The sequence below is a fragment of the uncultured Sneathiella sp. genome, assembly GCF_963976355.1.
Classification (GTDB): domain Bacteria; phylum Pseudomonadota; class Alphaproteobacteria; order Sneathiellales; family Sneathiellaceae; genus Sneathiella.
Window position 1 is genome coordinate 670,233 of the sequence record NZ_CAXBKA010000001.1, and the last position, 13,400, is coordinate 683,632.

Sequence of the window (13,400 nt, forward strand, 5' to 3'; positions counted from 1 at the left end):
GTCCGTGGTAGCTGACTAATTACCCTGCTGGCGCGAAAGCTCCTCAGCTTTCGCCTCATCATACCACCAGCTATGCAAGACCGCACGATCAAAACCCGGCTTTTTTGCAGAAGGTTGGCCGAATTTGTCCCAATAGGCGACGAAATGGCTACTCTTGTACCATTGTGGAATAAAATAATAACTCCACATCAGGACCCGGTCGAGGGCACGGGCCGCGGTGGTGAGTTCCTGACGGGATTTTGCATCGATTATCTTTTCAATCAGGGCATTCACGGCCGCGTTCTTTACGCCCGCGATATTCAGCCCTCCCGTTATATCTGCGGATGAAGACCCCCACCAGTCCCGCTGCTCTACGCCCGGGACTTGAGGTTGGGGAAAGCGGCGGACAACAATGTCAAAATCGAATTCCCGAACGCGGTTCTGCCAACTCGCACTGTCCAATATACGAATGGAGGCATCAATTCCGACCCGCTTCAGGTTCGCAACATATGGGTTGATAATGCGTGTGAAGGATTGCTCATACAGCAAAAATTCTACCTTCATCTGGACGCCGGCCTCGTTGACAAGTCTTTTGTTTTTCACTGTCCAGCCGGCCGCCTCGAACAGCTTCAGCGAAGCGCGGATCTGATCGCGGATATTACCCGTTCCGTCGGTTCTGGAAGGTGTGAACTCCTGAGTAAATACTGCGTCCGGCAGGATGTCCCGGAATGGTGTTAGCAGATCAAGTTCTGCAGGCGAGGGGAGGCCGGTCGCTTTCATTTCGGAATTTTCGAAAACTGAGCCCAAGCGATCATAAAGACCATAAAACAAATTCCGGTTTGTCCATTCAAAATCGAAAAGGAGGCCGAAAGCTTCCCTTACTTCAATGTTGTCAAAGGGTGCGCGGCGGCTATTCATGAAGAAGGCCTGCAGGCCTGTCAGGGTTTCATCTTCGAGGACGTCCTGCTTGATGTAGCCTTTTCTGACGGCTGGTTTGTTTTCATACTCGGTTGCCCAACTTCGGGATGTGAATTCTTCCCGGAAGTCATATTCGCCGGCGAAAAACGCCTCCAGGGCAATTGTTCTGTCGCGATAATAGTCAACCTGAATGACATCGAAATTAAACCGGCCTTTATGCACAGGCAGATTTTTCGCCCAATGATCCTTGACGCGTTCATAGCGAAGGGTTCGTCCGGGGCTGACGCTAGCAAGTTTATAGGGGCCGGAGCCCAACAAAGGCTCCATAGTCGTGACCGCGAATTCCCGATTTTCAAATGAGGCCTTGGACAGGATCGGCATGACGGCAACCTGATATGGCAAGTCACGTGTCAAGGCACCTTCGCGGAACTCAAAGCGGATTTTATGCGGGCCGAGCACATTGGCGGAGATAATGTCTTTGTAAAGCAGGCTGTATCTCGGATGGCCTTTCTCTTTAAGGGTATTGAAGGTAAAGGCGACATCGTCGGCGGTGATGGGGGTGTCATCATGAAATTGCGCGACAGGCCTGAGGTTGAATTCCACCCATTGGCCCTGATCATCAATTGTGACGGTTTCTGCAAGCAGCCCGTAAACCGCATCCGGTTCGTCATAGGAGCGAGCCATCAGTTGCGTAAAGTTGAAGAAGCTATCGCCGCCCTTGTCGCCATTGATCAACGCCGGATTGCCTTTCAGCAAGAAGGGATTGACGGTATCGAAGCTATCCAGGTCACGCAGCTTGATTGTTCCGCCTTTTGGGGCATCGGGATTAACATACTCGAAATGCGAGAAATCCGGGCCGTATTTCAAATCTCCGAAGACGGACAGCCCGTAACTCGTAACGGGTTCTGCTTCGGCATTTGTTGCCATCAATAAAATTGCAGCGAGGAATGGCGCAACCGTCCTGTTCATCTCAAATCTCCCTAATGGCGCTCTTCGTTACTGCGGTTGCTGTATTTTCTTCAGACCTTCTTGCAGTCGACGCTCCTTGTCCGGATCGACCCACCAGCTCAGGATGTCCGGGCCCTGAGCCGGGTTGACGTCCATATGGCCGAATTTATTCCAATAGGCGATGCGATCATAGGAGGCGTGAAACTGCGGAACTACAAAGAAATTCCATGTCAGCACCCGATCGAGCGCGCGAACAGCCGGAATAAGTTTTTCGTATGTCGGGGCGGCAATGAGGTTTTCAATCAGGGCGTCGATGACCGGATCGTCAATCCCCATGACATTTCGGCTACCCGGGCGTTGTCCGGCGGCACTGCCCCAGAATTCACGCTGCTCGTTACCGGGACTGATGGACTGGCCGAACCCAGCAGTTGTCATGTCGAAATCATAATTGCGAAGCCGTTCGGTGAACTGTGCCGAGTCGACAACGCGCGATGAGGCATCAATACCAAGTTTCTTAAGGTTCTTGATATAGGGTCCCGTGATCCGCAAACTGTTGGGATCATACATCAGAAACTCGATGGTGAGCGGCTTACCGGTATTGGGGTCAATCAGCTTGCCGTTTTCTACCTTCCAGCCTGCGTCATTCAGGATTTTCTTTGCCTGACGAAGCGGGGCCCGATCCTGTCCGGACCCGTCCGTAACTGGTGCCTTGAAGGCCGGGCCGAAGACGCGCGGTGGAAGTTGGTCACGATACGGTTCCAGTATCGCCAGTTCCTCTTCCGTCGGTTCGCCCGTCGCGGCCATAACGGAGTTTTCAAAATAGCTGTTTGTGCGGCTGTACTGGTCATAAAAGATGTTGCGATTCAGCCATTCAAAATCGAAGGCATAAATAAGCGCCTCGCGCAGGGCCGGGTCCTGGAATTTCTCTCGCCGCAAGTTGAACACGTAGCCCTGCATCCCGGCGGAACGCTCATTTGGTACTTCCTCCAGAATGACAAGGCCTTGATTCACGGCGGGAAAATTATATCCGGTCGCCCAGCTTTTCGCGCTGTTCTCGGACCTGTAGTCATATTCGCCAGCCTTGAACGCTTCCAACAGTACAGCCGTATCTCGATAAAAATCATAGCGGAGGGTACCGAAATTATTTCTGCCGACATTTATCGGCAGGTCCTTACCCCAGTAATCAGGCACCCGTTCATAGGTGATGTAGCGGTTGGCCTCAAATGACTTGATACGGTATGGCCCTGATCCGAGAATTGGTGTGAGTGTTGTTTCCTCAAACTTATGAGTTTCAAAGTATTTCTTTGACAGGATGGGTAATAGCTGGCCGACGATCTGCGGCAATTCCCGGTTCGGCGGGCCGGAGAAATTGAACTTGATTCTGTGATCATTCAGTTTTTCCGCTGATTCTACATTGGCGTAATAGTAGCGGAAAAGTGGTGTGCCACTCTCCTTCACTGCGGCCAAACTGAAGATCACATCATCCGCAGTGATCGGAGCACCATCGTGAAAGCGCGCCTCGGGTCGCATATTGAAAATCGCGAAGGACAGATCTTCCGCGACCTCAACACTTTCCGCAACAAGGCCATATTCCGCACTCGGGTCATCATAGGACTGGGTCAGCAACGTCTCAAATGTAAGGCCAAGACCGTTTGCCGCCTGTCCTTTAGAGATGTAGGGATTCAGGTTATCGAAACCGCCAACGGCGGACAGCTTGACGTCCCCTCCCTTGGGGGCATCCGGATTAACATAATCAAGATGTGTGAAGTCCGGTCCATATTTCAGGGGCCCGGCCAGAGACAGCCCATGGCTTTTGATCGTTTTAACTTCCTCAGCACTGGCCAAGAGAGGCAGAGTGATGAAAAGAATAGCGGCGACGGCTGATCTGACAAATCCCATAGATGTCCTCATTTGATTGCGCGTGTCTCGGCATGTTTTCCAAGATGGGAGGTTAACCCGGAGACATCAAGGAGAAAAGGCGTTTCAAATCGCGTTGGGGTTATTCAAGTATTTTAACGGCTTGTGAGTGCAGGCCAATATCGCCAGTCGCAAGAACATAGCCGGGATTAGAAAGTGTCAGGGGGTTTCCGCCCCAGTCCGTTATCTTTCCCCCTGCATTTTCGACAATCGGAACGAGAGCGCAATAGTCGAAGGGTTTCATATCGCAATCGGCAATGATGTCAACAAAGCCCAGAGACAGCAGGCCATATGCATAACAATCATACCCGAAGCGCTTTCTCTTTACGGCGCCATATAGATTCCGAAATTGCTGTTCATGGCTTCCCTCCATCAGTTCTGCCCCCCAGGCAAACAATGTCGCCTCTGAGAGATGCGCGCATTCCCGTGTCGAAATTGGAGTGCTGTTGAGAGTTGTGGTTCCGTTTGCGCCGACCCAGCGTTCATTGGAGATAGGCTGGTTCAGAATTCCCATAACAGGGATACCATTTCGGGTCAGCGCGATCAGCGTTCCAAATGTTGGGCTTCCGGAAATAAAAGAGAGCGTGCCGTCTATCGGATCAAGAACCCAGACATACTCTGCGTCGGTTCTGACATCTCCATGTTCTTCACCGATAATGCCATGATCCGGAAAGGCCACTTCGATAAGGTTTCGCATTGCCATCTCGGCATCACGGTCCGCAATCGTGACCGGGCTACTGTCTGCCTTCCCGATAATATCAATTTTCTGCCGGAAGTATGGCTGAATGACGTCACCGGCGGCATCTGCCATCCGATGTGCAAGTTCAATGAATTCTGGCGGACAATCCTTGTTCACGAAAGCCGCGCGCTGAATTATTCAGCAGGCGGCAGCGGAACGTCGCTCTTTCCGAGGGTTCTGAGATACGAGATAAGGTCAGCCCGGTCTTCGTCTTTCTTGATACCGGCAAATGACATTTTCGTCCCTTTGATGAAGTCGCGAGGCTTGGTCAGGAAGATGTTGAGGTCCTCATATCCCCAGTTGCCACCCTTCTCAATCATTGCATCTGAATAGCTGAATCCATCATGTGCACCCTTTGGGTTGTTCAGGACGCCATAAAGGTTTGGGCCGATCTTGTTGGGGCCACCTTGTTCAACGGTGTGACAGGCTGCGCATTTCTTGAAGACGTCTTCGCCTTTGGCGGGGTCTGCGGAGGCAAGCAATACACCAATTGACGGACCGACGACTTCATCATTCGAGGCAACTTCCGAGCTGGCAACATTACCTGTATCAATGGCGTAGGCGGGTTCTTCCGGATATGTCGGACTAACCGCAAGCGTTGCTACTTCATTGATAACCATAATAATTAAGACGCCTGCGAGAACGGCGGCGGCGATTTTGTTGAACTCAAAAGTATTCATTGCTGACCTCAGCTATCAAACCTGCCGGTACATTTACCAGCCGCGATTAAAAAAAGCGAGGGGAAATTAACCGCTTTCTCATGTCGAGCGCAAGACGTATATATGCCCTTTACGGTTAAAATTGACGTTTGGAACATACTTTCATGAGTACTAAAGCGCTAAAACCACTGATTGTCATTCCGGCGCGTATGGCGTCAACCCGGCTCCCGGGAAAGCCGCTCGCAGATATTGACGGGCTGCCCATGATAGTCCAGGTGCTGCGCCGGGCGGAGGAAGCCGGCATAGGTCCGGCTGTTGTAGCCTGCGGGGAAGAGGAGATCGCCATTGCCGTCGAAGCTGCCGGTGGAAAGGCAATCCTGACACGCCCTGATCATCCTTCGGGTTCGGATCGGGTATTCGAGGCGGTGGAAAAATTCGATCCCGAGGGCAACTATGATGCCATTGTCAACTTGCAGGGCGATCTGCCAGCGCTGGACCCCAACGCCATTGCCGCCGTGTTCCAGCCGCTACAAAATGTCGCAGTCGATATTGCGACACTTGTCGCCGAAATCACGGATCCGGAGGAACTGGAGGATGAAAATGCGGTAAAGGCGGTTGTCTCGCTTAAGGAAGGTGAGGGAATTGGCCGCGCCCTTTGGTTTAGTCGCCTGAAGTCGCCATGGGGAACGGGGCCGCATTATCACCATATAGGCCTATATGCTTATCGCCGGGCTGCTCTGGAACGGTTTGTCGCACTGCCGCCTGCACCTCTTGAACAGAGAGAGAGGCTCGAGCAGTTGCGGGCGCTTGAAAATGGGATGCGAATTGATGCCGCCGTCGTTGACACAGTTCCCCTTGGTGTTGATACTCCCGAAGACTTGGCGCGTATTCGCCGTATGTTTGTTTCCTGAAAATTTGAGAATTTTAAGATGTCTGAAATCGAACCTGACAACCGTATTACCTTTCAAGGTGTTCCCGGGGCCTATGGCCACCTTTCCTGCAGTACGGTCTTTCCGGATATGGAAGCCATTGCCTGTGATACTTTTGCGGACGCCCTGACCGTTGTCCGGGATGGGCAGGCGTTACTCGCCATGATTCCCATTGAAAATTCATTGGGTGGGCGGGTTGCCGATATTCATCATTTACTGCCGGAATCAGGCCTTTATATCATTGGGGAGCATTTTCAGCCGGTAATGCATCAGCTTCTTGGTGTGCCGGGGGCTACACTCACTGACGTGAAGGCTGTCCACAGTCATGAGCAGGCCCTTTCCCAGTGCCGGGGTTTGATCCGTGATCTCGGAATTGAGCCGATCATCCATGCGGATACCGCCGGATCCGCGAAAATGATCGCGGAGCGGGGGGACAAGTCGCAGGCGTCCATTGCGTCCAGCCTGGCCGGAGAGATATACGGTCTTGATGTGCTGCGGGACCGGGTTGAAGATCGTATCGGAAACACGACGCGCTTTATCATTATGTCAAGACAGCGCCAGGATCCCGACCCGAAGGAAGGAAGCTGCATGACCAGCTTCGTGTTTCAGGTTAGAAGCCAGCCGGCGGCTCTTTACAAGGCTCTCGGCGGGTTTGCGACAAACGGGATCAATGTGACAAAGCTGGAGAGTTATATCACCGACGCGAGTTTCGAGGCGGCACAGTTCTATATCGACATAGAAGGACATCCCGAGGAGGCAAGGGTAGCCCGTGCGATTGAAGAATTACAGTTTTTCTCGGCAAAACTTAAAATCCTCGGTGTATATCCTGCAAATCCGTATCGTCGGCAGTATGGTGCCTGATTCGACTTGATCGTATCACATTTAGTTCATATATAGCGACCGCAGTTACGGAATTTCTTGCGCGCGTGCTGACAGCGGAATTGCGAGAGGGAGAGAAATGCTCAAAAATCATATGGACGACCTGACAGGTCTCGGTTTTGGACAGAAGGTTTTTCTTCTGGCAGGTGTCATCGCTATGGCGGTTGTCGTAACCGGTTCCAACATACTCGTTGAACTACCGCTTAACGACTGGTTCACTTGGGGCGCAATTTCCTATCCCGTTGCTTTCCTTGTGACCGACCTGACCAATCGTACCCTTGGTGCCCGGCTCGCGCGTAAGGTGGTATTTGTTGGCTTTATCGCGGCGGTTGTTATGTCAATCCTGTTTGCCAATCCGCGCATCGCGGTGGCTTCCGCCACGGCATTCCTCATTGCGCAGATGCTGGATGTCGCGATTTTTGATCGGCTGCGGCGGCAGAGCTGGTGGAAAGCGCCTATCGCCTCTTCCTTTATCGCGTCATTCGTTGACACGGTTATCTTTTTCACGCTGGCCTTTGCGGGGACCGGATTGCCATGGCATACATGGGCGCTTGGCGACTTTGCGGCAAAAATCATTATGGTCGCTGTCCTGATTTTGCCGTTCCGTGGCCTTATCCGAATTACCGACCCGCTTACGCTTGCCCCGGCAACCCGTTAATACGGCAGATCAGAGTTAGTCTACCCAGGCTTTGGCCAGTTGGTGGGCAAGCGCAATCGGGCCGCCCATGCGTAATCCCGTTGGCTTCGTGCTTTGCTCCAGCATTCCGCGCACCTCATCGCGTGTAAACCATCGCGCATCGTGAAGTTCTGTTTTATCCACGATAATTTCGTCATTGAGTGCCTCGCCGAAACAGCCAATCATCAAGGAAGAGGGAAAAGGCCAGGGTTGCGATTGATGATAGCGGACATCTCCAACTTTAATACCGGACTCTTCCAATACTTCCCGCCTGACTCCTTGCTCGATAGTCTCACCAGGTTCAATGAATCCCGCAAGGCAGGAATAAAAATCAGATGGAAAGTTTATCCCCTGACCCAATAGACACTTGTCACCATGGGTTACCATCATGATGGCAACAGGGTCTGTTCTTGGAAAGTGAGTTGCCTTGCAGGCGGGGTCTTTGCATATTCGAGAATACCCAGCTTCCTGCGAATAGGTCTGTGCGCCGCACACCGCGCAAAAGCCATGCCGGTTATGCCAATCGATCATTGAACGCGCCTGAGCCAAGGCGCCCGCTTCGCCGGAGCTGAGCTGGGGGGCGATTGAACGTACGTCGATAAATTTCCCCCAGTCGGAATTGGGCAGTTGTTTGGGGTTTTCAATTGCCGAAACGTCTATTGCGAAATGGCACGCCCCCTCTTCGATCCCGAGGAATATAAATGGCGCGCCGACATCGATGAATTCACGGACATCATCGACACCACGCCAGTCAATGGCTGCATTCCCGGCAAGGTTAACCAAGGCTTTCAACTGATGCATTGGTAAGAACCGACTGCTCGGGTCTTTAAGTTTCTCGGTGACCCAATTCGGATCAGTACGGAGGTGGGAGGCGCGGTCAAGACGGCCGCCAGCGAAGACAATCGGTTTTTCCATGATCGGCAGATTGTCACAAGTTTTTCGTTCCCGCAATCGCCAAGATACCGGTTTTTGAATGATTGTTCTATTTTGCGATCGAAAAAAGCGGCAAAAAGGGCTTGCTAAATGATGACATCTGCATGATATAGGCGGTGGAAGGCTGGCGATGGGCGTGCCCCTCGCGAACCCGGTCAGATCCGGAAGGAAGCAGCCGTAACGAGTTTCGGTGCGGGTCGTTGTCAGTCTTCTTTATTATGCCGGTCGATCCCGCATTTCTCTCACAAAACCGCTTCCTTTAACTGGCATTGTGAAGATGAACTCTGCTATGATCGCATCATGACCAGCGATCAATCCAAAAGCCCTTATCGTGTCCTCGCCCGGAAGTACCGTCCCTCAACATTCGATGAGTTGATCGGCCATGAGGCGATGGTAAAGACGCTCTCCAATGCACTGGAGGCGGGACGTCTTGCCCATGCTTTTGTGCTTACCGGGACCCGGGGTATTGGAAAGACGACAACCGCCCGCATTATCGCGCGCGGCCTCAATTGCACCGGAGCCGATGGGAATGGCGGGCCGACGATTGCGCCCTGCGGTGTTTGTCAGAATTGCGTCGCCATTGCCGAAGATCGCCATCAGGACGTCCTGGAAATGGACGCTGCCAGCCGTACCGGCGTTGATGATATTCGCGAACTGATCGATGGTGTGCGGTATTTGCCGGTCGCCGCGCGCTTCAAAATCTATATTATCGACGAAGTGCATATGCTCTCAAAAAATGCGTTTAATGCGCTGTTGAAAACGCTGGAAGAGCCGCCGGAGCATGTAAAATTCATTTTCGCAACGACGGAGATTCGCAAAATTCCGGTCACCGTGCTGTCCCGCTGTCAGCGCTTCGATTTGAAACGGGTGGATGGAGAGACGCTCGCAGCCTACTTCGCAACGATTGCCAAGAAGGAAGATGCCGAGATTGAAGACGATGCCCTTGCCTTGATCGCCCGTGCCGCCGAGGGATCGGTGCGGGACGGGTTGTCGTTGCTGGATCAAGCGATTGCCCATGGCGATGGCAAGGTTACGTCGCTCCAGGTGCGTGACATGCTTGGCCTGGCGGATCGAACCCGAATCCTCGATCTGCTGGGGCTGCTGATGGAAGGGGACATCAAGGCAGCGCTGGCCCTGTTGCGCGGTCAGTATGATAGCGGTGCAGACCCCGTCGTGATTATACAGGACCTCCTGGAACTCACCCATTGGCTCACGTCGCTGAAGGTTACGCCGGAAGCGGCAAACAATATTGCCATGGCGGGAGGTGAGGTCACGCGCGGTGAGGAAATGGCGGCGAAGCTGACAATGCCCGTTCTCGCCCGCTGTTGGCAAATGCTGCTGAAAGGGTTGAATGAAGTCAGTCACGCGCCGATGCCGCTTGCGGCGGCAGAAATGCTTCTCGTGCGGCTTGCCTATGTCAGTGAATTGCCAACACCGCATGATTTGGCGCGTCAAAGCGTTGATAACCCGCAGGAAAAAAATACGCCGCGGCAAAGTAATGGCGGTGGCGGATCGGGTTCACGTTCCACAACCGCGATGTCCACTTCGGGCGGGCGTGCTGCTGCGGTGGCGCTCGCAGAGTCGCCTGCGCAACAATCTGAGGCAGATCCCCGGGCGCATCTCTCGCTGGTGGCAAAAAATGATGAGGTGCCGGAGCCTGTTATCGAGCCGCCTGCGGAGGAAAAAACCTCTCCTAATTCTCTGGAGGATGTCATTGAGCTGCTGGTTGAGCGAGAAGATATCAAACTGAAGGCGGAAGTGCTCAATTTTGCCCGCCCGGTGACCTTCAAGCAGGGACTGATCGAGTTTAGCCCGGCTCTCGGAGCGAAGGCGGATCTTGCAACGCGACTTGGCAAGCGCCTGCGGGACATAACCGGTGAGCAATGGGAAGTCCGCATGACGGCGCAGGCTGAAGGCGCCGCGACGGTTGCAGAGCAACGCCAAAGTGACAAGGCAGCAGAAATCGCAGCGCTTGAAAGTCACCCGCTTGTCCAGAATATCAAGTCGCTTTTTCCGGCGGCCTCAATCCGGGAGGTCCGGCATCTCGGACCCTCACTTGACATAGCGCTTCCCGATGACATATCCGGTGAAGATGAATTCGATGATGGAGAGACACTCTGATGAAGAACCTTGGCAACCTGATGAAGCAGGCCAAAGAAATGCAAACCAAAATGGCGGAGATGCAGGCCGAGTTGGAGCGTCACGAGGTAACAGGGCAATCGGGCGCTGGGATGGTCAGTGTCACGCTGAACTGCAAGGGCGAAATGCGAAAGCTCCAGATTGATCCCTCTCTCGTTGATCCGGAAGACAAGGAAGTCATGGAAGACCTTATCGTCGCGGCGCATGCGGATGCACGCAGCAAAGCAGACGCCTATTCGGCGGAAAAGATGAAAGAAATGACGGGTGGTCTGGACCTTCCACCCGGCATGCAGCTGCCGTTCTGATATCCGGGCGGTCTTCATTCCGTATGAGCCAATCTGAAATAGAGCATCTGATACAGTTACTCTCGAAGTTGCCGGGACTGGGGCCGCGGTCGGCGCGCCGCGCGACGTTGTATCTGATTAGCCGTCGTGAGAGTCTGTTGACACCTCTTGCGAGCGCAATGCAGGCGGCGGCTGAAAATGTGAAAGTCTGTGGTCAATGCGGCAATCTCGATGTGACCGATCCCTGTGCAATCTGCCGCGATACGCGCCGCGATGCGAGTCTTCTGTGTGTGGTCGAGGATGTGTCGGATCTTTGGGCGCTGGAACGGTCAGATGCCTTTCGCGGCAGATATCATGTGCTGGGGGGCACCCTCTCCGCGCTGGACGGCATCGGTCCGGATGAGCTGAATATCGAACCGTTGATCCGCCGTGCGAGCGACGGGGTTATCAGTGAGGTCATATTGGCGCTCAATGCGACGGTGGACGGTCAGACGACGGCCCATTATCTCTCTGACCGGCTGGATGAAATAGGCGTGCGGGTAACACGTCTTGCTCATGGTGTTCCGGTAGGCGGAGAGCTGGATTATCTCGATGATGGCACACTCTCTGCGGCCCTCAAATCCCGACGTTCAATGGATTAGGATGTCTCTTCCGGGCTTGGCGCTCTCTCCGGCGGCCCTGAGAGAAGATCTTCACTTTCCTCTCCCAGCTGCAACTCTTCGATTTTCTCGGCCCGGCTGCTGATTTTCCGGCTGGACGTTTCGATTAACTCTATATCCTTGCTCGCCTGCTGGAAATGTTTGCCGAGATTTTCGACGCGCGCATCAAGGCGCTCGACGTCCTTCAAGAGCACGCCAACCTCTTTCTGGATGACACCCGCCTGCGCGCGCATCTGGCTGTCCTTCAGAACCGCCCGTACCGTATTGAGTGTCGCCATCAGGGTCGTCGGGGAGACAATCCAGACTCGTGCCTTGTAGGAACGGTCCAGAATGGCAGGAAAATTGGCGTGAAGCTCCGCATACACCGCTTCGGACGGCAGGAACAAGAGCGCCGATTCGGCCGTTTCACCATCCAGAATATATTTATCACTGATATCTGCGATATGCTTTTGCATTGCGCCGGTAAAGGCACGCGTCGCAATAGTTTTATCGCTTTCCGTCTCCGCCTGTCGTAACAAGTGATAACTTTCCAGCGGAAATTTCGCATCGACGACAATGGAACCCGGTGGATTGGGCAGCTTGATCAGGCAGTCCGCCCGTCGCCCATTGCCGAGCGTTACCTGAAAATCATAGGCGGAGGGCGGCAGGGCTGATTTGACCAAATCATTCAGCTGTATTTCCCCGAACGCCCCGCGCGCCTGCTTGTTTGCAAGAATATCCTGTAGCCCGACAACCTGGTTGGAAAGCTCGGTCAGGTTCGACTGGGCTTTGTCGATAACGGCAAGACGCGTCTGCAACTCGGAGAGGCTTTGCCCGGTTTTCTCCGCTGACTGGCTCAGGCTGTCACCAAGACGTTTTGAAACGGAATCCAGGCGGTCGCTCAATGTCTGGTTTATCTCCTGCCGGCTTGCCGCTGTGTCGGCGGAGACCTGTTTGAGCTGGCCTTCCAGTTGAGCCTGCTGATTGACGAGGCTTTCCGTCAGGCGCGTAAGAGTCTCGCTATTGACGGAGGCTGCCGTCGCCAGTTTCTCTGCCTTTGACATCTTGACGAACAGGAAGAGAATCCCAATCAGCAAAAGCACGATCACAGCAATGAGGGCAATTTCCATTAATATACTCCCGAATGCCCGGTTTCGCGGGGGTCAACAGCCTTGACGAACGCGAACAGGCATAATACCTAGTCTGTGATATATCGTAATGTGAATGACAACGGAAGACCATGGCCCTTTTGCCCATATATACGGCGCCGGATCCGCTTTTGAAAACAGTCTCGAAACCCGTGGACACGGTCGATGCGGAAATCCGCAAGCTGGTTGATGATATGTTTGAGACAATGTACGCCGCACCCGGTATCGGCCTCGCCGCCATACAGGTTGGTGTGCAAAAGCGTCTGCTTGTCGTTGATATTGTTGGCAAGGGAAACCAGGACGCCGCCCCGCAGCCGATGGCCCTTATAAACCCGGAAATCACCTGGGTTTCGGATCATGATGCCACTTATGAGGAAGGTTGCCTCTCCGTGCCGGATCATTACGCCGATGTAGTACGTCCGGCTGAAGTTGAGGTGAGCTATCTTGATGTGGATGGGGAAGAGCAAATCCTTCGGGCGGATGGTCTTCTTGCCACCTGTATTCAGCATGAGATGGACCATCTTGACGGGATTCTCTTCCTGGACCATCTCTCCGCTCTCAAACGTAATATGATCCTGCGAAAACTGCTTAAACAGAAAAAGCTGGCGAGCTGA

The 13,400-nt window shown here is 53.5% G+C and carries 13 protein-coding genes and 1 other RNA gene; 8 read left to right on the top strand and 6 right to left on the bottom strand.

The window, feature by feature from the left end; genetic code table 11:
* Nucleotides 1–15 precede the first annotated feature (15 nt).
* From AAC599_RS03230 to AAC599_RS03245, 4 genes are all read right to left on the bottom strand, one after another.
* The gene (locus AAC599_RS03230; RefSeq protein ID WP_340148960.1) at nt 16–1,866 is read right to left on the bottom strand and encodes an extracellular solute-binding protein; all 1,851 of its coding nucleotides are present in this window, start codon (nt 1,864–1,866) and stop codon (nt 16–18) included.
* Between the two features lie 27 nt (nt 1,867–1,893).
* A complete protein-coding gene (locus tag AAC599_RS03235; RefSeq protein WP_340148961.1) occupies nt 1,894–3,744 on the bottom strand; it encodes an extracellular solute-binding protein in 1,851 nt (616 codons plus the stop codon).
* Between the two features lie 100 nt (nt 3,745–3,844).
* Nucleotides 3,845–4,618, bottom strand: coding sequence for a histidinol-phosphatase (gene hisN, locus AAC599_RS03240; protein ID WP_340148962.1), 774 nt, complete (start codon nt 4,616–4,618; stop codon nt 3,845–3,847).
* A 17-nt stretch (nt 4,619–4,635) separates the two neighbouring features.
* Nucleotides 4,636–5,181 (bottom strand): cytochrome c family protein, encoded by a 546-nt coding sequence (locus tag AAC599_RS03245; RefSeq protein WP_340148963.1) that lies wholly within the window; start codon nt 5,179–5,181, stop codon nt 4,636–4,638.
* Nucleotides 5,182–5,324: 143 nt separating this feature from the next.
* On the opposite strand from AAC599_RS03245, the gene AAC599_RS03250 reads away from it, so the two are divergent.
* The 3 genes from AAC599_RS03250 to AAC599_RS03260 all read left to right on the top strand — a co-directional run bounded on the left by AAC599_RS03250 (nt 5,325) and on the right by AAC599_RS03260 (nt 7,626).
* On the top strand, nt 5,325–6,071 hold the full coding sequence (locus tag AAC599_RS03250) for a 3-deoxy-manno-octulosonate cytidylyltransferase (protein ID WP_340148964.1): 747 nt from the start codon (nt 5,325–5,327) through the stop codon (nt 6,069–6,071).
* 18 nt (nt 6,072–6,089) lie between these two features.
* The gene (locus AAC599_RS03255) at nt 6,090–6,950 is read left to right on the top strand and encodes a prephenate dehydratase (RefSeq protein WP_340148965.1); all 861 of its coding nucleotides are present in this window, start codon (nt 6,090–6,092) and stop codon (nt 6,948–6,950) included.
* Between the two features lie 97 nt (nt 6,951–7,047).
* Entirely contained in the window at nt 7,048–7,626 is a 579-nt protein-coding gene (locus tag AAC599_RS03260) for a queuosine precursor transporter (protein ID WP_340148966.1), read from the top strand.
* Between the two features lie 15 nt (nt 7,627–7,641).
* On the opposite strand, the gene nudC is transcribed toward AAC599_RS03260, so the two are convergent.
* The gene (gene nudC, locus AAC599_RS03265) at nt 7,642–8,559 is read right to left on the bottom strand and encodes an NAD(+) diphosphatase (RefSeq protein ID WP_340148967.1); all 918 of its coding nucleotides are present in this window, start codon (nt 8,557–8,559) and stop codon (nt 7,642–7,644) included.
* 137 nt (nt 8,560–8,696) lie between these two features.
* Here nudC and ffs point away from each other — a divergent pair.
* The 4 genes from ffs to recR all read left to right on the top strand — a co-directional run bounded on the left by ffs (nt 8,697) and on the right by recR (nt 11,641).
* An RNA gene (gene ffs / locus AAC599_RS03270) (signal recognition particle sRNA small type) lies at nt 8,697–8,792 on the top strand.
* 85 nt (nt 8,793–8,877) lie between these two features.
* Nucleotides 8,878–10,698 (top strand): DNA polymerase III subunit gamma/tau, encoded by a 1,821-nt coding sequence (locus tag AAC599_RS03275; protein WP_340148968.1) that lies wholly within the window; start codon nt 8,878–8,880, stop codon nt 10,696–10,698.
* Nucleotides 10,698–11,021, top strand: a complete 324-nt coding sequence (locus AAC599_RS03280; RefSeq protein WP_340148969.1) for a YbaB/EbfC family nucleoid-associated protein — start codon at nt 10,698–10,700, stop codon at nt 11,019–11,021. The genes AAC599_RS03275 and AAC599_RS03280 overlap by 1 nt, the downstream gene beginning before the upstream one ends.
* Nucleotides 11,022–11,044: 23 nt before the next feature.
* A complete protein-coding gene (gene recR, locus AAC599_RS03285) occupies nt 11,045–11,641 on the top strand; it encodes a recombination mediator RecR (protein ID WP_340148970.1) in 597 nt (198 codons plus the stop codon).
* Here recR and rmuC read toward each other — a convergent pair.
* Complete coding sequence (rmuC, locus tag AAC599_RS03290) at nt 11,638–12,768, bottom strand: DNA recombination protein RmuC (RefSeq protein WP_340148971.1); 1,131 nt, start codon at nt 12,766–12,768, stop codon at nt 11,638–11,640. The two genes, recR and rmuC, sit on opposite strands and share 4 nt — an antisense overlap.
* 110 nt (nt 12,769–12,878) lie before the next feature.
* Here rmuC and def point away from each other — a divergent pair, with 110 nt between their 5' ends.
* Nucleotides 12,879–13,400, top strand: coding sequence for a peptide deformylase (def, locus tag AAC599_RS03295; protein ID WP_340148972.1), 522 nt, complete (start codon nt 12,879–12,881; stop codon nt 13,398–13,400).